Origin of the sequence: Marinobacter vulgaris, from assembly GCF_003344045.1 — a bacterium.
In the GTDB taxonomy this organism is placed as follows: domain Bacteria; phylum Pseudomonadota; class Gammaproteobacteria; order Pseudomonadales; family Oleiphilaceae; genus Marinobacter; species Marinobacter vulgaris.
Window position 1 is genome coordinate 44,792 of the sequence record NZ_QFWX01000007.1, and the last position, 19,946, is coordinate 64,737.

17 protein-coding genes are annotated in these 19,946 nt (G+C 55.6%); 9 read left to right on the forward strand and 8 right to left on the reverse strand.

Going from position 1 to position 19,946, the window contains the following annotated elements; all coding sequences use genetic code 11:
- Positions 1–446: 446 nt before the first annotated feature.
- Together DIT71_RS15490 and DIT71_RS15495 are read left to right on the forward strand one after the other, a co-directional pair.
- Positions 447–1,517 carry a porin gene (locus tag DIT71_RS15490; protein WP_114614136.1) on the forward strand — a complete coding sequence of 357 codons (1,071 nt, stop codon included), beginning with the start codon at positions 447–449 and terminating at the stop codon, positions 1,515–1,517.
- 104 nt (positions 1,518–1,621) lie between these two features.
- Complete coding sequence (locus DIT71_RS15495) at positions 1,622–2,479, forward strand: CYTH domain-containing protein (RefSeq protein ID WP_114614137.1); 858 nt, start codon at positions 1,622–1,624, stop codon at positions 2,477–2,479.
- Between the two features lie 18 nt (positions 2,480–2,497).
- Here the strand turns inward: DIT71_RS15495 and DIT71_RS15500 are convergent, their stop codons facing one another.
- A complete protein-coding gene (locus tag DIT71_RS15500; protein WP_114614138.1) occupies positions 2,498–3,673 on the reverse strand; it encodes a potassium channel protein in 1,176 nt (391 codons plus the stop codon).
- Between the two features lie 81 nt (positions 3,674–3,754).
- Between DIT71_RS15500 and glnE the strand changes: the two genes are divergently transcribed.
- The 4 genes from glnE to DIT71_RS15520 all read left to right on the forward strand — a co-directional run bounded on the left by glnE (position 3,755) and on the right by DIT71_RS15520 (position 8,912).
- Positions 3,755–6,661: a bifunctional [glutamate--ammonia ligase]-adenylyl-L-tyrosine phosphorylase/[glutamate--ammonia-ligase] adenylyltransferase gene (gene glnE / locus DIT71_RS15505; RefSeq protein ID WP_114614139.1), complete on the forward strand. Its 2,907-nt coding sequence runs from the start codon at positions 3,755–3,757 to the stop codon at positions 6,659–6,661.
- Between the two features lie 76 nt (positions 6,662–6,737).
- On the forward strand, positions 6,738–7,664 hold the full coding sequence (locus tag DIT71_RS15510; protein WP_114614140.1) for a branched-chain amino acid transaminase: 927 nt from the start codon (positions 6,738–6,740) through the stop codon (positions 7,662–7,664).
- A gap of 37 nt (positions 7,665–7,701) precedes the next feature.
- Positions 7,702–8,106 carry a DUF6165 family protein gene (locus tag DIT71_RS15515; RefSeq protein WP_114614141.1) on the forward strand — a complete coding sequence of 135 codons (405 nt, stop codon included), beginning with the start codon at positions 7,702–7,704 and terminating at the stop codon, positions 8,104–8,106.
- A gap of 20 nt (positions 8,107–8,126) precedes the next feature.
- Positions 8,127–8,912: a class I SAM-dependent methyltransferase gene (locus DIT71_RS15520; protein WP_114614142.1), complete on the forward strand. Its 786-nt coding sequence runs from the start codon at positions 8,127–8,129 to the stop codon at positions 8,910–8,912.
- Here DIT71_RS15520 and DIT71_RS15525 read toward each other — a convergent pair.
- From DIT71_RS15525 to DIT71_RS15540, 4 genes are all read right to left on the reverse strand, one after another.
- Positions 8,909–9,706, reverse strand: coding sequence for a lipopolysaccharide core heptose(II) kinase RfaY (locus tag DIT71_RS15525; protein WP_158538979.1), 798 nt, complete (start codon positions 9,704–9,706; stop codon positions 8,909–8,911). The genes DIT71_RS15520 and DIT71_RS15525 overlap by 4 nt on opposite strands.
- 86 nt (positions 9,707–9,792) lie before the next feature.
- Entirely contained in the window at positions 9,793–10,758 is a 966-nt protein-coding gene (locus tag DIT71_RS15530) for a glycosyltransferase family 8 protein (RefSeq protein ID WP_114614144.1), read from the reverse strand.
- Positions 10,755–12,089, reverse strand: a complete 1,335-nt coding sequence (locus DIT71_RS15535; RefSeq protein WP_114614145.1) for an O-antigen ligase family protein — start codon at positions 12,087–12,089, stop codon at positions 10,755–10,757. Before DIT71_RS15535 ends, DIT71_RS15530 begins: the two co-directional genes overlap by 4 nt.
- Positions 12,082–13,143, reverse strand: coding sequence for a glycosyltransferase family 9 protein (locus tag DIT71_RS15540; protein ID WP_114614146.1), 1,062 nt, complete (start codon positions 13,141–13,143; stop codon positions 12,082–12,084). The genes DIT71_RS15535 and DIT71_RS15540 overlap by 8 nt, the downstream gene beginning before the upstream one ends.
- Before the next feature lie 183 nt (positions 13,144–13,326).
- On the opposite strand from DIT71_RS15540, the gene DIT71_RS15545 reads away from it, so the two are divergent.
- The gene (locus tag DIT71_RS15545) at positions 13,327–14,001 is read left to right on the forward strand and encodes a 3-deoxy-D-manno-octulosonic acid kinase (protein ID WP_227538173.1); all 675 of its coding nucleotides are present in this window, start codon (positions 13,327–13,329) and stop codon (positions 13,999–14,001) included.
- Here the strand turns inward: DIT71_RS15545 and DIT71_RS17940 are convergent.
- Positions 13,998–14,804 carry a BUD32 family EKC/KEOPS complex subunit gene (locus tag DIT71_RS17940; protein ID WP_227538175.1) on the reverse strand — a complete coding sequence of 269 codons (807 nt, stop codon included), beginning with the start codon at positions 14,802–14,804 and terminating at the stop codon, positions 13,998–14,000. The two genes, DIT71_RS15545 and DIT71_RS17940, sit on opposite strands and share 4 nt — an antisense overlap.
- Here DIT71_RS17940 and DIT71_RS15555 point away from each other — a divergent pair.
- Together DIT71_RS15555 and DIT71_RS15560 are read left to right on the forward strand one after the other, a co-directional pair.
- Complete coding sequence (locus tag DIT71_RS15555) at positions 14,799–15,896, forward strand: glycosyltransferase family 4 protein (protein WP_114614149.1); 1,098 nt, start codon at positions 14,799–14,801, stop codon at positions 15,894–15,896. The genes DIT71_RS17940 and DIT71_RS15555 overlap by 6 nt on opposite strands.
- A complete protein-coding gene (locus DIT71_RS15560; RefSeq protein WP_114614150.1) occupies positions 15,893–16,987 on the forward strand; it encodes a UDP-N-acetylglucosamine 2-epimerase in 1,095 nt (364 codons plus the stop codon). The genes DIT71_RS15555 and DIT71_RS15560 overlap by 4 nt, the downstream gene beginning before the upstream one ends.
- A 25-nt stretch (positions 16,988–17,012) precedes the next feature.
- On the opposite strand, the gene DIT71_RS15565 is transcribed toward DIT71_RS15560, so the two are convergent.
- Together DIT71_RS15565 and DIT71_RS15570 are read right to left on the reverse strand one after the other, a co-directional pair.
- On the reverse strand, positions 17,013–19,004 hold the full coding sequence (locus tag DIT71_RS15565; protein ID WP_114614151.1) for an O-antigen ligase family protein: 1,992 nt from the start codon (positions 19,002–19,004) through the stop codon (positions 17,013–17,015).
- A 2-nt stretch (positions 19,005–19,006) separates the two neighbouring features.
- Entirely contained in the window at positions 19,007–19,912 is a 906-nt protein-coding gene (locus DIT71_RS15570; RefSeq protein ID WP_114614225.1) for a lysophospholipid acyltransferase family protein, read from the reverse strand.
- Positions 19,913–19,946 lie beyond the last annotated feature (34 nt).

Sequence of the window (19,946 nt, forward strand, 5' to 3'; positions counted from 1 at the left end):
AACTCAACCGTAATGTGGAAGGCGTTTCGGCCAAAAGAAGAGGGTTTTGGTTTTTAACTTTATGATTATAAGGACATAATGCCAGTTTGGCCTCGGATTTGAATGTTAGCCGTCCTGGAACGTTAGAGCATTTATAAGCATAAAGACTTGCTTTCCTGAACCGAATTACGCTAAAAAGCCCAAGTTAAAAATTTGCAAAAAAGCGGTCATTGTATTAAAACAGGTTCATCACTTTACGCATTAAAAGATGGCTGTAAGTGATTGACGAGAAAAGGAGCCTGCTCGCTCCTTGAATAAGAAGAAAAAACGAATTGTTATCGCTGTGTCATAAAACTGACATGGTGAGTACACAGAATAGGGCCCAACCAGCCCGACTGGTGAAGTCTGAAGAGCGGGATCCAAACCCGACGCTAAAACCTGAGTTAACTCAAGAAGGAAAACGCAACATGAAAAAAACGCTCATCGCATCCGCTATTGCAGCTGCTACATTCTCTGGTAGCGCGCTGGCACAGATGGAAGCTTCCGCATCTGAGCTGGCTGCTCGTATGGATTCCATGCCAACGGTTTATGGCAACATCCAGTATGCCATTACCCACACAGACTTTGAGAATGGCGGCTCTGAAGTCAGCCATTTTGATAACGGATCGACCATCGGGATCAAGCATGACCACGAGGTTGCACCTGGCATCACAGCATTTTTGAAGTTGGAGCTCGAGGGCATCAGTGCCGACAATAAAGCTGGCAATAAAAACAATACCGCCGAGATTGATTCCGCTGGTAACGTGACACGAAGTGATGACAGCGGCGGTCTGAACGAGCTGGATGAAGCCTACATTGGTATTAAAGGCGACAGCTTCGGTCAGATCTGGGTAGGCTCTGATGATTCGCAGTATGAGCAGTTGATTGGCGGTGTTGTCGAGTACTATGAAGTAGCGGGTCTGAATACTGGTTTGGATTACACAACTGGAGAGGGTGATCTTATTCAGTATGTGTCGCCATCTTTCAGTGGCTTTACTTTCCACGGTGCAGTTGCCTTTCAGGGTGACGGTGACCCTCAGTACGATGAGAAGGCTTATCCTTACCAGCTTGGTGCCAAGTACAGTGCTGACATGCTAACGATTGCTGTCGCAATGGATTCAAACGACGCAGATAGCACTAGCAGTGAGAACACATACGGCGTAAACGTTTCTGCTGACGTTACGAATGAGCTTACGGTCGGTGCGCTCTATAGCATGCGTGGTTCCAAAGAAGTTGGCGGGCTAGCTATTACTGAAGGTCAGAAAAATGCTCAAATTTACGCGCGTTACAGCTTAGGTGCGAATGGCTTCGCCGCATCGTACGAAATGTCTGAAGCTGATGCCGGTGATGACGAAGCCACTGTGCTGACGTTGCAAGCCCTGCACAACGTGTCTGACAACCTTTATGTCTACACCGAAGGTTATCTGCGCAATGATGACAACGGCACTACTGATGAAGACACTACTCAGTTGGCAGTAGGCGCTGTCTACTACTTCTGATCAGCTAACCAGCTAGTCAAAACGTAGTCGAAAAACCGGTAGCCTTCGGGCTGCCGGTTTTTTTATGTATGCTGATATCAAATTCCCCCCTGTGAGGAGCGGCAATGGCCCAGGAACTGGAAATCAAGCTCAGCGTGGCGCAAGCGGATCTCGACCGGGCCGTGAGCTGGCTTTTGGGCCAGCCCAACACCTGCGAGTCGGAGACCCTGCAGCTGGGCAATACCTATTACGACACGCCGGCCGGTGATCTTAATCGGCAGAAAATAGCCCTGCGTATTCGCAAGATGGGCGACCGGTATATCCAGACCCTGAAAACCCGTGGCGAGTTTGTGGGCGGCGCGCACCGCAGGCAGGAATGGGAGTGGCCGCTGATTGGCACAAAACTCAGGATGGGGCTGATTGCGGATACCCCGGTGGGGCAAAGTGTGAACCTTGCCGAGCTACGGCCGGTATTCGAGACCAATTTCGAGCGCCGCGTGGTCATGATCGAGCAGGGGGAAACCCTGATCGAGGTGGCCATTGATTCCGGTGAGATTGTTGCCGGAGGCGAGGCACGCCCGCTCAATGAGATTGAATTCGAGCTCAAGGGCGGGGACGCCGCTGCACTGCTCACCTGGGCACGAAGGCTGGCGGACGAGGTGCCGGTCTTCCTGAACCTGGTCAGTAAGGCAGAGCAGGGCTATTTCCAGGCGGGGCTTTATAAGCCGGCCATGAACGCCGGGACGGATTCAGAGCTGGCGGTGAATGATTTCCTGTTCCAGCTGAGTGTTTCATGGCTGACCGGTGAGCCCGTCCCGATTCACCAGGACGAGCTTGGCGTAATTGAACAGCTGGCGGATGAGCGTGGTGTCAGGGCGTTGTATCAGCATGTGACTGCTGCCCTGGCCGAGGGCAGATCTGTCCGTGAGCTGTTGTCTGGCAGGGAGCTCGGCCAGCTGCAGCTGGCCATTGCTGCCGGTTAGTGTGTTGCGTTCGCCAAGCTACTGGCCGGCTGTTTTGGCGGCTATGTCTTCCTCTTCCGCTGCCTGGTCCTGCAGGTCGTGCCATTTCTTGATAAATTCGCGATAGCGATCCAGGGCTTCCTCGACCACGTTCACGTTGGGGGTCTCGCTGGACTTGACCAGAACGATCAGGCCCTTGCCTTCAACCTCCTGGTCGGTCGGCGGATGGCAGACCACCTCGTTGTTTTCGTCAATGTAGGCCAGGGCCGTGCCTATGCCATGACGAATGAGCGCGCTGACGATGTCTGCCCAGGTCAGGTCGTCCAGGTCGATCTCATAACGATGGGGGTGGTCGTTCTGATAGTTGAACAGGTCCTCCAGCACTTTTTCCGAGCCCGGCGCCACCACCGAACGCACCATGATTTCCGGGTAGGTTCGAACCGGTCTGATCACCGTGCGCACGCCCATGGCGGTGAAGCGATCCCGGTTCTCATCGCGGACGCATTCAGCCGTGATTTTCTGTCCCAGATTGGACTCGCTCAACCGGTGGGCGATATCAAAGGTCAGGCTGTCGGAGGAAGGGTCGGCCTCGTCGGCGGCCAGAATGATGATGTGCCGGGCGCTGCCGGCGTGGACTGCCTTGAGCGCGAGCGGATCACTGCCGGTACCGTGGAAGTGCACCAGCCCGCAATCCTTCAGTTCCGGGGGTAGCCCGCCGGGGAAGTGCCGCGTCAGTATCATGATGGGAATCGTTTCATAGCCCGGCACCGAGCGCATCTGGGAGGCAAGGCGTGAAAAGTACTGCTCGCCGCCGGTTTGCGGTGTGTTGATGATGACGATGTGGTCTTTCATGGCGTATATCCAGCGTCCGGTTAAGATGCGTTCCCGGCGGTAGAACCGGTATTCGATGTAATCACTGACAATCAGTGTCAGCAGGGTGATGGCCCCCACGAACATCATCAGGATCGTGCTGATCCTGCCCACGTAGGTTTTCGGGGCAAAGTCGCCATAACCCACGGTCACCAGCGTGGTCATGGTCATCCAGGTGGATTCAAACAGGTTAAGATCTTCAGCCGCCCAGATAATCAGTATCTGGGCGGCCAGCAGGCCGGTAAGGATAACAAAGAGCCGCTTGATGCGAGACTGGATAAGCCCGGCCATGGGCAGGTGGGATAGCTGGTGTTCCGGGTTCAGCGGCCGGCGATTCCTCTGCATCGGTGTCCTTACAACGGTTCAGTCGGGGGAGAGTTCGTTATACAGTACGGGAAATATAACAGACACACAGGGGTTTGCATTATGTCCGAGCCTTGGCGCTCACTACCGACGATGTTGGCGGAGGACGTCGCTGCCGCCTGGCACTCGGTGTTCCCGGAAGGTGTGCCGGATTTCCTGAGCGCCTCTGGTGGCGTATCCGACGAGGACGTCGCCCAGGCCCTGGCTCGTAGCCTGTTTCTGCGACAAACCCTGGAGCGGCATCCGGAGCAGGTGCAGTACCTGTGCCAGTCGCGGCCGCTGACCGAACCCACTACCGCCGACTATTTGCGCCAGCGCTGGCAGGAATTCCTCGCCGAGGTGACGGATGAAAGCAGCCTCCACGCCAAGCTCAGACGCTTCCGCATGGAAATCCAGTTCCGGATTATCTGGCGGGACCTGATGCGCTGGTCGGACATGGCTGAAACCATTGCTGCTACCAGTGATTTTGCCGACATCAGCATCCAGGGCGCCCTGGACTGGCTGTATGACGATACCTGCGAGCAGTCGGGAACACCCTGGGGTGTCAATCCGGCCACCGGTGAGGAGGGCCCTCAGCCCCTGATCGTCCTGGGCATGGGGAAACTGGGTGGCCATGAGCTCAACGTGTCCTCCGACATTGATCTGATCTTCGCGTTTCCGGGTAAGGGCGAAACCCGCGGTGGGCGCCGGTCGATCGATAACCAGCAGTTCTTTATCCGCCTGGGGCAACGGCTGATTCAGGCGCTGGACCAGATTACCGCCGATGGTTTCGTGTTCCGGGTAGATATGCGCCTCCGGCCCTACGGGCAGAGCGGGGCGCTGGCCCTGAGCTTTGCCGCGCTGGAAACCTACTACCAGGACCAGGGCCGCGACTGGGAGCGCTACGCCATGGTCAAGGCCCGGGTAGTGGCCGGCGACCAGCAGGCCGGGCAGGTGCTGATGGACAGCCTCAAACCCTTTGTCTACCGCAAGTACATTGATTTCAGCGCGTTTGAGTCCCTGCGCAGCATGAAATCCATGATCAGCCGCGAGGTGCGTCGCAAGGGCCTGGAGAACAATATCAAGCTCGGCAATGGTGGCATTCGCGAGATCGAATTCGTGGTACAGGCTTTCCAGCTGATCCGGGGCGGCCGGGACCGGGAGTTGCAGCAGCGGGAACTGCTGGTGATCCTCAAAGAACTGGAAGAGCTGGAGCTGCTGCCGTCACCGGTGGTGAAAGAGCTGAAGGCGGCCTACATCTTCCTGCGCAACCTGGAGCACGCCCTCCAGGGTATCGAAGACAAACAGACCCAGCTGCTGCCGGATGATGACCTGTCCCGCGCCCGTGTGGCGCTGATCATGGGATTTGACGACTGGGCGTCCTGCATCGACGAGCTGGAAAAACACCGCGAAAGGGTCGCAACCCACTTCGCGGACATTATCACCATCGATGATGAGGAACACGAAGCCGCGGAGCTTGATGAGGGCTGGCAGGAACTCTGGCTGGGTGAAATGGACCAGGAAGCCGCGACCGCCTGGCTTGGTGAGCACGGGTTCGAAGAACCGGAGAGCAGCTATTCCCTGCTGAGTGAGCTGCGCGGAACCCGCACCCTGCAAACCCTGCAGACCCAGGGCAGGCAAAGGCTCAACAAGTTCATGCCGGTGTTGCTGGAAGCGCTCACTCACGTGGACGCGCCGTCCCAGACCCTGGCCCGGGTGTTGCAACTGGTGGAGGCTATCCTGCGCAGAACCGCCTACATGGTGCTGCTGCTGGAGAACCCGGGCGCGCGAACCCAGCTGGTCCGGCTGTGCAGCGAGAGCCCCTGGATTGCCAGCCAGCTGGCGGAGACGCCCCTGCTGCTTGACGAACTGTTGAATGCTGAGAGCCTGTACAGCCCGCCCGCGAAAGTCGAGCTCCAGGACGATCTGCGCCAGCAGATGCTGCGGATCCCCTTCGAGGATCTCGAAGAGCAGATGGAAACTCTGCGGCACTTCAAGAAGGCGCACATTTTGCGCGTGGCCGCCTCGGAAATCCGCGAAACCCTGCCGCTGATGAAGGTCAGCGACTATCTGACCTGGATCGCCGAAGTGGTGCTGGACCATGTGGTGGACGTTGCCTTCGCCAACCTGGTCAGCCGCCACGGGTATCCCCGGCGCAAGGACGGTTCCGCCTGCGATACCGATTTTGCCATTGTCGGTTACGGCAAGCTGGGTGGTATCGAGCTGGGCTATACCTCGGACCTGGACCTGGTGTTTATTCACGATGCGGACCCAGAGCAGTCAACGGACGGCGACAAGTCCATCGACAACGCGGTGTTCTATACCCGGCTGGGCCAGCGCATCGTGCACATCCTCAATACGCAGACGCCCTCCGGGCAGCTTTACGAGGTGGATATGCGCCTGCGCCCGTCCGGCAATTCGGGGCTTCTGGTCAGCACCCTGACCGCGTTCGAGAAATACCAGCGCAACGATGCCTGGACCTGGGAGCACCAGGCCTTGGCCCGCGCCCGCGGTGTGGCCGGCTGCGAGGAAACCCTGGACGCCTTTGAAAAACTACGCAGTGACATACTCTGTCAGCCGCGGGACCGGGACAAGTTGCGGGAAGAGGTGGTCGGCATGCGCGAGAAAATGCGCACCGCGCTGGGCACCCCGCAGGTCGAGGGCAGGGAGCCGGAGGTTTTCCATATCAAGCACGATTTCGGTGGCATTATAGATATCGAGTTTATGGTGCAGTACCTGATGCTGGCCTGGTGCTCCGAGCATCCAGAGTTGACCCAATGGTCCGATAACATCCGCCAGATGGAGGAGCTGGGCCGGGCCGGGGTGTTGCCGGTTGAGGATACCGAGAAACTGCGGGAGGCCTTTATTACCCTGCGCTCCACTATCCACCGCCGGGCCCTTCAGAACCTGAACAGCCAGGTGGCAGGGGATGCCTTTTCCGAAGAACGTGACTACATCCGGAGTATGTGGAATCGGGTCATGCTGGGGTGATCGCACCTCTTCGTAAGCCGGGGTTTTCCTGCTAGAATGCCGGATCCCCGAAAAGAGCGCTTTAGGAGCAGAAACAATGTCGATGGCTGATCGTGATGGCTTCATCTGGATGGACGGTGAAATGGTTCCTTGGCGGGAAGCCAAAACCCACGTGCTGACCCACACCCTGCATTATGGTCTGGGCTGCTTCGAGGGTGTGCGAGCCTACAGCACCGAAAAGGGCGCCGCGATTTTCCGCATGAAAGAGCACACCGACCGTCTGTGCCGCTCTGCCCATATCCTGAACATGAAAATGCCGTTCAGCAAAGACGAGATCAATGCGGCCCAGTGCGCGGCGGTCCGGGACAATAATCTGGACGAAGCCTACCTGCGCCCGATGGTATTCCTGGGTTCGGAAGGTATGGGTCTGCGCGCTGACAACCTGAAGGTTCACGTGATGGTGGCCGCCTGGAGCTGGCCGTCCTATATGTCGCCGGAAGCCAAGGAAATGGGCATCAAGGTTCGCACCTCGTCCTACACCCGTCACCACGTCAACATCACCATGTGCAAGGCGAAGGCCAACGGCAACTACATCAACTCCATGCTGGCGCTCAACGAGGCCATTGCCAGTGGCTGCGAAGAAGCCCTGTTGCTGGACAACGAAGGCTATGTGGCCGAGGGTTCCGGTGAGAACATCTTCATCCTGCGTGACGGTGTGCTCCATACGCCGGAGCTGACGTCCTGCCTGGAAGGCATCACCCGCCAGACCATCCTGGATTTTGCGAAAGAGCTGAATATTCCGGTCAAAGAGCGCCGCATTACCCGAGACGAAGTCTACATCGCTGACGAAGCCTTCTTTACCGGCACCGCCGCCGAAGTGCTGCCGATCCGGGAACTGGACGGCCGTGTTATCGGTGCTGGCAAGCGTGGCCCGCTGACCGAGAAGCTGCAGGGTATGTACTTTGATGCGGTGAAGGGCAAGTCGGCGGAGCACAGCCACTGGCTGACACCGGTAAACGGCTAACCCTTTATTTCATTAACTACACCTGCAGGAAGAGCAAATGGCAGACGTTATCAAAGTGCCGGTCTCCTTCGGCGAAGTGCTGGACAAGATCACCATCCTGGAAATCAAATCCGAACGGATTGCCGACCCGGAGAAGGTCAAGAACGTTCGTCTGGAACTGGATGAGCTGAGTTCCACCTGGAACGAGGCAGTGCAGGATCCGGCCGCAATTGCGGATCTGCGCAAGCAGCTGAAGGCCGTTAACGAGGAGCTCTGGGAAATCGAAGACGACATCCGCGACCAGGAAGCCGCCCAGGATTTCGGCCCGAAGTTTATCGAACTGGCCCGCGCCGTCTACGTGACCAACGACAAGCGCGCCGCCATCAAAAAAGAAGTCAACCTGGCGCTGGGCTCCCGCTTCGTGGAAGAAAAGTCCTACCAGGACTACACCGCCCGCAAATAGCGGTTGTGAGGAGGTATGGTATGGGTTTTTTCGCAAGTAGCCGAAAGCGGGCCAGGCAAAGAGCGGCGAAGGCGGAAGAAAAACAATTTGTCCGCTCGGTAATCCGGCAGGATTTTCCTGATCTTGAAGTGAGGCACGGCCCATTTCGTGGCATGAAATACCCCTGTGCTGACTCGGTAGGTAGTACCCTGTTCCCCAAATTGCTGGGGTCCTACGAATCTGAGCTTCATCCGATCCTGGAAACCGTGTTCGCAAGGGAGTACACCGATATTGTTGATGTTGGGTGTGCCGAAGGTTATTACGCTGTGGGGCTGGGGTTGCGTTTTCCGGACGCCATGCTGCACGCATACGATGTGAATGGTAAGGCCAGGGAACTCTGTCGGGAAATGGCAGAACTCAATGGTATCGATGCAAACCGTCTGCGGGTGGCCGGCAAGCTCGACTGCAGCAGCTTGCACGCATTTGAATTCGCTGGCTGCGCGCTAATCGTTAGTGATTGTGAGGGCTTCGAGAAAGAGCTGTTTGCTCCAGAAACGCCCGGATTCATGGCTCGACATGATTTTCTGATTGAGGCTCACGATATGGTTGATATCCATATATCCGGGTATCTGAAGAATATCTTCTCCTCGACTCACGATGCTGTGGTTATTGAGAGCGTCGATGATATTCACAAAGCCCAGCGTTACCAATACCCTGAACTGGAGAAGTTCTCTTTGCCCGAAAGAAAAATTTTGCTGAGTGAGGAGCGTCGGTCAACCATGGAATGGCTGCTGCTTCTTTCACGACATTCCGACTCGCGACGCTAGCGGGACAGCGTGGCAATCATTAGGTCGTAACTTATGATTGTACCCAACAGGAGCAATATCGCCCTTCTTTTATACCGGTAATCCGGATGTTGCCGGTAGTTGCGCAATTCTCGCTTCATATGCTTAAGGTCTGAAAGCATCCGGCGTAGCCGGACCGCTACTAGAAATCCAGCTGACTTTCGTTCATCGCTCGGGACAAACGCCAGGGCTTCGGGCATGGTGTGAAGCAGGTGGGCAAACTCCATTCTAGCAGAATGTCTGTGCCACAGCCTCGCTCGGGAAAGCTTGAAATCGATGAAAATGACGGCGCCGTCTTTTATCAGAAAGTTCTGTGCCTTGGGGTCTCCCCTTGTGTAGCCGGCTTCGTGAAGGCGCCTGAGCTCCCGGGCGACGATCCCAGCGTCGGCGGATGAGGCTGGTTCACCGTCCATGTACTCATACATGAAGACACTCCTGGTGACCACGCCAAGCTTTCTTGATTCCGCGGCGAGCACCGCAGAAGGGCAGGCGAATCCAAGTTTTTCCAGCTGTATATGGCTTTCGTAGAGGCGTCCTGCCTCTCCTTTACGGAACCATGTGAGCAGCCTTTCCCAGTAACGTCTATTTCTTTTTCTGGGTTCTTTTATGACTATATCGGGGCGCTGATAACGATTTATCCGAACCACATAGTTGTGATCATTGTTCTTTAACTCCTCGATAATCTCCAGATCACCCCGCAGATAGTCCTTTATCAGCAGCGTCGCCTCGGCTTTATCGAGAGAGCTCTCGACCAGATAGTCTTGGTAATTGAACATGACATTCACCATCAAGGATAAGTGTGGTAATCGGTATAAGTCGTGAGTCCAAACCAGAGTTTTGTGGGCATTAACCGGAGCCTTGCTCAGTCGTAAGGCATCTGTCGTGTCCTGCGGAGTCCTGCTGCCTGGCGCCTGCGAGAGACATTTTTCAGGTGATCTCGGATTGCCAGAAGGTATCGCCTCCTTTCCTTCGGGTCGCTCCAGGATGGATGAGGTTCAGCCCATTCTAGTGTTTTCAGAATCGCAAGGAACTCGTGCCGGTATGGATGAAAGCAGAACCGAAGCCATGGTTTTTTCTTGCCCGTAAAGTGAACAATTGCGGGCCAGGCTATGGCATCCTTCAGTTGCTCGATGGGGTAGCCGCTTCCTGCGCTGTATTTTCTCAGAATCTTGTAAATATTCGCCTGAGCATTCCAGCGTGGCGTGAGCCGCAGCCAATCCTTGTGAAGAACGGCATTCAGGCTGCACTGATCCACGTAGTGTAGACGGTGGGCATGCTCAGCTGCGTATTCTGCGACTTTCCAGTGGATGCCACCGGAGCGCCACAGCGTCAGATCCATTACAAGAACGCCGGAATTGAAGTATTCTCGGCGCGGAACACCGATTGTCGTGCAAGCGGACCTCGAAAGGTCCTCGACAGCACCAAGCGGGAGGCCCTCCAGATCCAGTGTTGCCAGTTTGGCGAGGTCGTCTCTTACCAGCAGGTCCGAATCCAGGTAGATGATTCGTGAGATGTCCTCTGGCAAATACTCGCTCAGTAAAATCCGCTGATAAACCGCCTGGCCAAATCTGTGAACGGGCAAACCATCGAAGGTACGGTTTGTGGCCTCGTAAATGTGGAGCGTGCTCCCCCGGCTGGTTATTTCCCTTTGCATGCGTTTTTGGGTTTCGGATTCTATACCATTGGATATCAGGTGAAATACCAGCCGTTGGGGACTACTTGCGTGAGCAATGGTCGATATCATCACCACCGTCGCGTAGGCCGTGTAGTTTTCATCACAACACAGTGCGGCATGAATAGGCTCACCTTTCGTTACCGGGCTTGTCATTGAAGTGCTCCATTGGTGCTTTCAGATCGAACGTTGGCGAGAGATATCAGACAGGCCACTACTACTGTAAACGCATACTTGCCACTTGAGAACAGCATGTAAGACTCGAAAAAGTTCACTGTAAGCCAGTAGGCAAGAAAACCGATGCCAAACAGATATGCCCCGGGCGATAGCGCGTCTTCTCGATAGCTGCGCACAATGAGGCGTGCAAACCAGGCGAGCAGGAGCAGATATAGAAGCAGGCCGACGAAACCGTACCTTGCCATAATATCCAGGTAAGTGTTGTGCAGATGTCCAAAATGGTCCCTCAGAGCTGCTGGCAGAGCGCCGGATTCCTGCATGATAACTTCGCTGCCGTCTGGCCCCCAGCCGAACCAGAATTTTTCTCTTATCCAGGGCAGTGCGTGATGCCAGGAGCGAAGTCTCACGCCTGCGCTATCTGCGGGTAGATTGTCAAACTCCCCTGCCAGGGCAAGGGAGATGGTGCCGGTTTCTCTTGTAAAGCGGTCAACGACGCTTGAGCTTGTGGCGGTCCAAAGAATGCCTGATAAAATCAGGGCAACCAGGGCGGCCGTGATCAGACCTCGGTCCTTTCTGACAGTAGCGTTTCTCTTTCCCAATATTGATGTAATGAGCATCACAATTGCGGCTATCGTACATCCAAGCCACACTCCCCGGGTTTGCGTGGCGTACAGAAGGAGAAGGCTCAGAATTGCCAGGATGGTGCCAGCCATCAAAGGCAATGCCGATGAGCTTACCGCTGTATTGCCGGGCAAGATCAGGCAGCAGGCAAGTATGAGGGTAAGTCCGGCAAGCATGGCTGCGTGTTGGGCATTCATGGCCCCGGCATCAATTCGTCGGTTTTCGAGGGCCTGGGTGAACTCAGAGAGCCCGTCGCCGGAGATCCAGGGGAGCGCAATCAAGCCAATAACGGCAGATGCACAGAATAAGGCTGGAGCGTGCCTTTTCCCACTGAGCCAAAATGCAGGCACTATAAAGAGAAACCATTTGGCAATTTCGTCAATTCTGGGTGCGGTCTCAGGCTGGAACCCATACGAGGTTGCCGAAAAGGAGGCAACCCAGGAGGTTGTCGATACCGCAATCGCGGCCCCCAAACCCAGCAACGGGATGAATAACAGTTTGTTCCGTTCGCCTTTTGCCAAGGCCAGAAGAGTCAACAGAATCAGCACAGTTTCGGCCAGGCGGCCGATGTAGGGAAGTGACAGCTCGAATAAGGCATAGACCATGCACGCGCCAACACCGATAGCTGAAAGGGTGCTCTTCGGATAGTGTGCCAGGGCCTGTAACCTCTGGTTTTTCGGGTTAAACATGGTTCGCGTCCGAATTCGGGGCAGCGAACGCCTCAGTCCAGCGATCAAGCATGATGGTTGCGTCGGAGGTCTGGATCAGTTTCATGGCCCCCTCAAACTCCGCTCTGGCTCCCCACCGAACGGTGTCGACAGTTTTCCCGGTATACCGTTTTATCGCTTCGGGATATCGGTTCACGCACCACGGAATTGAATTATAAGGGCCGGAGCGGTCGGGATTGCTGGCGGCGTATAACCCAAGGACATCAGTGCCCATGGCGTTGGCAATGTGGGCCGGGCCAGTGTCCGGGGCCACTACCAGGTCTGCCAAATCCAGTATTGCAGCAAGTTCCTTGAGGGTATCCTGCCCGCACAGGTTGGTTGCGCTCTCTTCCATTGCCTCAACTACTGACCTGCAGAAGTTCTGTTCGTATTGAGAGGGGCTGCCGACGAGAGTTACTTGCATGCCGTGAGTTTGTACGGCGTAATCGGCAAGTTCGGCGTATCTCTCTGCGGGCCAGTTTCTTAGGGGATGGCTTGCGCATGGGCTGATAACCAGGTTCTTTCGATCGACCGCCAGGTGCCTCCTGGCAAGATCGTAATCTGCATCGGCCAGCGGAATCCTCCAGACTGGTGGCGCAGGCTTCAGCCCGAGAGGCTCGATGAAACCGGCCAGGCAGTCGCGGACATGCTGTCCGCTCATGTCAGGTATCCGTTGGTTGATGAACAGGCCGTGAAGGTCCTTGCTCTGGGCACGGGCATAGCCAATTCGCTGATTCGCCCGGACGCAGGCGGATGCAAGGTTGGCGCGAAAGGCTACCTGCATGTGCAGTAGCGCGTCGAAGCGCCTGCTTTTCAGGGTGTTTCGGAGTCGCCTGTAACCGTTAAGCCCCGAGGTTTTGTCGAAAACGATAAACTCAACTCCTGGCAAGTCGCCAATCAGTTTCGCTTCAACTTTCCCGATAATCCAGGTGATTTGCACACTCGGGATCTGTTGCTGGAGGCTTAAAACAACTGGAACGACATGAGTTACGTCGCCAATGGCTGACAAGCGCAGGATACAGATTGATAAACTCAATTTGGCCGCCGAAATTATTGATAAAAAATTATGTTGTGGAGTCGTATGGGTCCACCTTGATAAAGTCGTGGAATTATACCTGAGTCACCCTCAATCGTCTTTGATGGTTCCGGGTGCGATGTCGGAAGGTGATCTTTGAACGCTCAGTCAGATGATGGAAATGGAGGCGGCGCAACGCGTCTTTTGGTTACGCCGGGTTGCGCTGACAGAATTACTCCCGAGTGGTGCTGCCCCGCTTACTGGGGAAACGATGCCCGACCGGTGGACGCCGGTGGTCGAGGGGGGGCGTGGTTCGCAGCGACGCCGGTTGGCGAGCTAGTGCTTCGCCAGTATCTCCGGGGCGGTTTGATGTCGAAGATATCGAGAAGCAACTACCTGTTCACAGGATACGATCGCAGCAGATCTTTTTGCGAGTTCAGATTGCTGGAGAAAATGATTGACTTCGGTTTGCCGGTTCCGCAACCGGTAGCGGCAGTCGCCAGGCGACACCATTGGTTATTTTATGAAGCCGCGATACTGATCAGACGGATACAGGGTGCGAGACCATTACCCGAGGTTAAGCCCCTGGAAAGCAGCTCGCTTTGGCGTGAAATCGGTCGCGTGATTCGGCGCTTTCATGATTCGGGGCTTAATCACGCTGACTTGAACTGCGACAACATTCTGATTGCTTCCGGTCAGGTCTATCTGATCGATTTTGACAAGTGCCGGCTATTAGAGACAGCTGCACCCGATGCGCCCTGGAAAAGGGATAATCTTTCCAGGCTCTGGAGATCGGTGCAAAAGCGTTGCCATAACCTGTCGGATAGGGTCCGGGAAGAGCTGTGGAGCGCGCTGCTTGAGGGTTACCAAGGGGCTTAGTGGTTTTTTGTTTGCTTCAGCCTGCGGTTATGGCGGCGTTGCCAGTATCTCATGCTGGCGGAGATAATCGCTTTCTGGCCACGGCTGTAAGTCGTTTTTTTGTCATAATGGCCAATGAATGCGGCAAACTGAGGCTCAGTGAGGCCACCCTCGATACCAAGCTTCGCAAGCTCCTTGCCGATATTGAAGAGCATAAGTGGATTGCGACTATGAAAGACTCGAGCCCGGCCAAAGTCAATGAAGCCAATATCCCTGTCTCGAAGGCTCGTGAAAATGAAGTTTTCCTTTTGTGGGTCAAGGGTAACAACCAGCCTCGAGTGGAAAGAAGACAGAAGATCAGCCAGTCTTTCAATGTCGCTGTTTGAACGCCATTGCACACCAGAACCCGGTAAAAGGCTTCGTACATGGAGAATGCCGGTGACATTCGCTGAATGTTGCACGGTTATAAAACCGGCTGATTGCGGCACATTCAATCCCCGGAGACGCACCAGGGCCCTGTGTTCCCGCTGCCATACCTTTCGGTAGTCCTTGCGACCAGGGAAATGACAGTAGCGTTTGGCCACGTAACCGGTCGGACTGAGAAATACTTCACGAAGTGTTCTGTGGATCCACCGTTCGCGAACCCGCTCGAGTGGAATGGCATTGATGCCTGGAGCCAGTGCCCCCTCTTGTTCCAGGAAGGAAATTTCATCCGGATGCCAGGCCGGGGGACTTTGAACACTTCGATTCATGTTATTCTCAGTTTTTTTCCGCTGGCTGGAGAGGCAGCCCTTAAACTCTCGAGTGTCACGATTATAATGCAACCAAAAGTTCTTATCATCACGGATCGTTCCGATCTGGCAGAGACGCAATTGATCATAGGCCTGGCGGCCCTGCCGCTGCCAGTGACAGTAATGGCTAACGATACAGGCCCCAATTACCGGCTGTTGCTCGATGCCGGGGTGCGAGCTATTCCTTTGCGACTCGCTGGTCGGTTTGATCGGTCGGGGACTAGGGCCATTCGCCGGGAACTTGAGTCCGGCGGTTATACCGTTATCTATGGATTTAATCCCCGAGCCATTGCTTGCGGGTTAAGGGCCAGTCGAGGGCTGAAGGTCAAGGTTATGGGATATAGAGGAGTGATTGGGAATGTTGGCCTACTGAAGCCCGAATCGTGGATTACTTTTCTGCACCCCCGGCTTGATCGGGTGGTCTGTGTTTCCCGCGCCGTTCAGCGTTATTTTGAAAGCCTTGGCTGGGGGCCGTTCAAACTTCGTGAAGGCAAAGCCGTCACGATCTATAAAGGGCACGATTTATCCTGGTATGAAGCACCGCCAGCCGATCTGGATTCTTTCAAGTTCCCTGCCGGCGCATTTGTTGTTGCCTGTATTGGCAGGGATCGTCCTGGCAAGGGCTTCGCAACGCTGATTGAAGCAATGGAACATGTGCCGGAAACATCGCCGCTCCATCTGTTGCTGGTTGGTGAACTCCAGGGTAATCCGGATTTAGCCCGCCGAGTAGAGACGAGTCGCCACCGCGACCGGATCCATTTCGCCGGTTTTCGCAATGATGCGCCTCAGGTGGCAGGAGCCTGCAGTGCCCTGGTTCTGCCTTCCGAAAGTGAAGGGTTGCCGCGGGTGGTGATTGAGGCAATGGCTTACAGTCGTCCGGTGGTGGTTACAGAAGTGGGAGGTATGCCGGAGTTGGTTGATGATGGGGTGGAGGGATTTGTGGTGCCCGTTCGGCACCCACAGGCGCTGGCCCAGGCTTTGGTGCGCCTGGCGAATGATCCGGAGCTTGCCACTTGGATGGGTGAGTGCGGCAGACAGCGAATCGAGAGGGACTTCTCCATTGAGTCAACAATCCGCCAGACTGCCAGCCTGATTCAGGAGCTAACCGATGAGCTCAAAGTATGAGGCGCTATCTTTTCTTTGTAAACCAATCCTACGCTTACGCCATTCTGAGGCCGCTACAAGACGAGATAACCAGGCGGGGTGACGAGGCAGCATGGTTCATTGCTGGCTGTAGCGCCGGGACACTGGAGTTCTCCGAGACCCGGCTGCACAGTCTTGAGGAGGTCAAGAACTACAATCCAGACGCTGTTTTTGCGCCTGGCGACTGGGTGCCGCCCTCGTTCCCAGGCCTGAAAGTCAAGATTTTCCATGGCTTTCCTATCAATAAAAGAGGCATGAACCCGGCAAGGCAGTCCCACTACCGTATTCGTGGCTGGTTTGATCTCTATTGCACCATGGCGGAGGTGGACACAGAGCGTTTTGGAATGAAAGCCGTCGAGCACCCGCACTTTATGGTAAGGAAAACCGGTTGGCCAAAGCTTGACGCGGTTCTCAGGCCAAGCCGGACTTTTGCCAAAGAAGACCTGTTCAATCAGCCAGAGCTGCCCGTGGTGTTCTACGCATCCACCTTTTCCGAAGGCGTTTCGTCCGCACCCTATCTGTTAAAAACTCTGGAGAATCTTCGGGACTCGGGCAGATGGAACCTGATCGTGACTCTCCATCCGAAGATGTCTAGAGAAATTGTCTCGCAGTACCGGCACCTTGCGGGAAATCGATGCCTTTTCCTGGAAAGCACAGAAGACTTCGTGCCTTACATGCGGCTTGCAGATGTCATGCTTTGCGACACGTCTTCAATAATGTATGAGTTCATGGCCCTCGATATTCCGGTCGTCACCTTCCGGACTCGCATGCCTGGGCCTGAGGTTATAAACGTTCAACAGGCCGAAGAGATCGAGCTCTCGCTTAACCAGGCGCTGGGGAATCATGATCACCTCAAAACTGCCATGCGGGCATTTTTCGGATCCTTGCATGCCTTTAACGACGGACACTCTTCGCGGCGGGTGCTTGATGCCGTTGAGGACATTCTTGATAACCCGCCGCGGCTGAGGAAAAAACCATTTAACCTGCTGCGCCGGCTCAGGCTGTGGTGGAAATTCCGGAGCGAGCAGGCCAAACAGGCCCGCATAGATCGAGGGCTGAGTCGCGATAACTAAAGGCCACCGGCGATGATTGCAATAATCAACCTCGCATTCGACGCTCGGTTCGGGTCAGCGTCCACAGACCGGCATATTTGTTGAATGAGCCCTGAGCGTAGGTCACCGCGACAAGATATCCGACGGCGCCATCGAGAAAACCAAAACGTATGAAGTAAACCTGGACAAAGGTCATGATGCCACGGATGGTAGGGTAAATCAGCGATCGCGTGCGCTTGCCCCTACGGTATTTCTGTTGCGAACCCAGCCATGCATACTTGGCGCTTTTTTCAAGGGCATGACCGAAATTGCGATGGGTGTAGTGGGTTAGCCTTCCCCGCATCGTTTTGACGACCCTTCCGCGGGGTAGCAGAATTTTCTCATGCACCAGGGCATCAGAAAAGCGAACGCCTTCCTTACGGAAAAGTCTCAGGGGGGCCCGGCCACTGCGGCCAAAGTCCAGACGTTTTCCGTAGATTGTTACAGCCCAGGGCAGCTTGTAGGCATCTGCACGGGCATCGGCGAGGGTGTGGTTGATTTCTCTGGCCAGCTCCGGGGTTATGCGTTCGTCTGCATCAATCGACAGTACCCAGTCTCCAGTAGCACGCTCGAGAGCCCGCTGTTTCTGTATGCCGAACCCCGGCCAGTCGGTCTGCTCGACAACGTCCGCGTATTGCCTCGCAAGCTCCACCGTGCGGTCGCTGCTGCCACTGTCCAGGACGATGATCTCATCGGCGATCAATCTCGCGGACTTCAGGCAATCGACAATGTGATCCTCTTCATCTTTGGTAATCACCGTTGCGGACACCTTTACTGCGCGCTGGCGGGTGTAGGATGCTGAGAGCGCGTTGAATAGTGCGGCAAAGGTTGCGGACACGGACAGAAGGTAAAAAGTCAGAAACAGGCTCCGGTCCAGCGTGGCTTCGGTCAGTCCAAAGATCAGGTAGCTGGCGGGAATCATTGCCCCGCCTCCGGCAAGACAAGCAATTTCAAGATTGCCAGAACGCACAAGACGTAGCGCTGTGACCAGGGGTATAAACATCAGAAAGATCCAGCTAAGGATGCCTGGAAGGCCCTTGGTCGCGGCCTGTTGCATGGTATCGTTATGGGCGTGGTCAGTGCAGCAGTCACGGAAGGCTTTGGATTCCTGCGCCTCAGCGATTTCGTGATAGCCGCTCAAGCCGGCACCCAACAGGGGATTCGCCACGAAAGCTGATCCTGCTACTTTCCAGGCCTGCAACCGAAGTTCTAGGCTTTTATCGAGGTTGCCTTCAACCAGAGCATCAAGACTGTTAGTGAAGCGCTCGCTATTCATGACGGATAAGGTGCCGACCATCGCCAGGACAATTATGCCCGGGATGATCAGTTTACGTGGTATCAGAAACAGCAGCAGTGCAAGTGCGGCGGGCAGGGCAATCAGGTTACTGCGCGTTTGGCTCATTAGTGCAATGGCAAGAGTGGCGAGTCCCACGATAACCGCAAAAATGGCCAGTTTGCCGCGCCGTGCTGCCTTGAAGTAAAACCCGCCAATCAGGCACAGCAGCGACGTCAGCATCGCCAGATTGCCAAACTGGATTGGGTTGATTCCGGCACCAAAACGTAGCCGCCAGAGCACATTCAGGTTGCCCGAGAGGTCAATTACATGCAGCGCGAACAATCCGATGACCACCAGACCGCCCACCACAAATGCCGAAAACACAGTGGTCGCCCGAACACGGGCGGCAATCAGGGCAATGGCGATGGGCCAGAATAGGATGAGGCGGGCGTGGGTGCCGAGGGTTTTGCCGCCTTCATACTCAAACCCTTCGAAGGCCCAGCTCAGCAAGCTGACCAGCACAAAGAACCAGAATGCAAAGTGCAGAAGGCGCAATTCTTTGGGGGTGTCCCAGTTCCTGCGCGGCATTTCTTTTTTCCAGATGGCGTAGCCGCCCAGGACGGCCAGCAACAGCGCGACACCGGCCAGGATGCTGGACGAAGCCAGTGCCCCGCCCAGGCCAGCAACAGCCAGGCCATGGGTGATTCTGTGTCTGATGTTCATGCCTAGCAAGTCCGGTTCGGGTAATAGGGGTTGATTTCACCGGGAGGTCTGTGCCGCATACGCTTGTATTCCCACTGATACTGCTCAGGAGCTTCCCGCACCACTGACTCGATGGACTTGTTCAGGGCCGTGGTGGCGGTTACCGGGTCGGGGTCGGCAATGCCAGGTTCGCACTCACGAATCACCAGCCGGAATCCCTGTCCGTCTTTCAGTCGTTCAGAGTAGGTAATCAAAGGCTTGGCGCCGGATTTCCGTAGCAGCTTGGACACCAGGGTCATGGTGCGTACATCTATCCCGAAGAAAGGCGCGTAGGCGTTGCCTTTTCCTCGTGGGCTCTGATCGGGGAGGATGCCGGCAACTTCGCCTTCACGCAGCAGAGTGATTAGCTTTGCAAGTCCGCGGCGGTCACCCCGAACCAGCTCCGAACCCATGCGGCCACGTACCCGGATCATGTAGTCTTCAAATTCCTTGATATGGGGTGGGCTGTAGAGGGCTGCCATGCGGTATCTGGACGAAAAATACAGGCCTGTGAGTTCCCAGTTCCCCAGGTGTGGCGCCAGCAGCAGCAAGCCCCGACCGTCTTTTTTAGCCTCGACGAGGAGTTCCTCACCCTCGATCTCCCGGATCAGCTCCAGGCAGCGTTCTACCGGCCATTCCCATATCAGGGGAATTTCCATCATGGTCTGGCCGGTATGGCGAAGGCTGGAGCGTGCCATGCGTTGACGCTGTTCGTTGGTTAGTTCCGGGAAGCAGATTCTCAGATTGATTTCAGTGACCTTGCGAAGTTGTGATTTGGATGCCCAGCTGATCATGCCCAGGAAGCGACCAATAAGCTGCGCGCCACGCAAAGGCAGTTTGCCGGCAAGCCGGAGGGCGGGGATCAGAAACGTTGCTTTGGAAAGGGACATAATTCGCAGGACAATCAACAGAAAACAGAGTTAG

Excerpts from the sequence above, each read along its gene's own strand:
- DIT71_RS15525 (WP_158538979.1), bottom strand. The coding sequence starts at position 9,706 with ATGTTCAATTACCAAGACTATCTGGTCGAGAGCTCTCTCGATAAAGCC.
- glnE (WP_114614139.1), top strand. The coding sequence starts at position 3,755 with ATGTCCGAGCCTTGGCGCTCACTACCGACGATGTTGGCGGAGGACGTC.
- DIT71_RS15515 (WP_114614141.1), top strand. The coding sequence starts at position 7,702 with ATGGCAGACGTTATCAAAGTGCCGGTCTCCTTCGGCGAAGTGCTGGAC.
- DIT71_RS15555 (WP_114614149.1), top strand. The coding sequence starts at position 14,799 with ATGCAACCAAAAGTTCTTATCATCACGGATCGTTCCGATCTGGCAGAG.
- DIT71_RS15490 (WP_114614136.1), top strand. The coding sequence starts at position 447 with ATGAAAAAAACGCTCATCGCATCCGCTATTGCAGCTGCTACATTCTCT.
- DIT71_RS15565 (WP_114614151.1), bottom strand. The coding sequence starts at position 19,004 with ATGAACATCAGACACAGAATCACCCATGGCCTGGCTGTTGCTGGCCTG.
- DIT71_RS15560 (WP_114614150.1), top strand. The coding sequence starts at position 15,893 with ATGAGGCGCTATCTTTTCTTTGTAAACCAATCCTACGCTTACGCCATT.
- DIT71_RS15535 (WP_114614145.1), bottom strand. The coding sequence starts at position 12,089 with ATGTTTAACCCGAAAAACCAGAGGTTACAGGCCCTGGCACACTATCCG.
- DIT71_RS15570 (WP_114614225.1), bottom strand. The coding sequence starts at position 19,912 with ATGTCCCTTTCCAAAGCAACGTTTCTGATCCCCGCCCTCCGGCTTGCC.
- DIT71_RS15520 (WP_114614142.1), top strand. The coding sequence starts at position 8,127 with ATGGGTTTTTTCGCAAGTAGCCGAAAGCGGGCCAGGCAAAGAGCGGCG.
- DIT71_RS15530 (WP_114614144.1), bottom strand. The coding sequence starts at position 10,758 with ATGACAAGCCCGGTAACGAAAGGTGAGCCTATTCATGCCGCACTGTGT.
- DIT71_RS15510 (WP_114614140.1), top strand. The coding sequence starts at position 6,738 with ATGTCGATGGCTGATCGTGATGGCTTCATCTGGATGGACGGTGAAATG.
- DIT71_RS15495 (WP_114614137.1), top strand. The coding sequence starts at position 1,622 with ATGGCCCAGGAACTGGAAATCAAGCTCAGCGTGGCGCAAGCGGATCTC.
- DIT71_RS15500 (WP_114614138.1), bottom strand. The coding sequence starts at position 3,673 with ATGCAGAGGAATCGCCGGCCGCTGAACCCGGAACACCAGCTATCCCAC.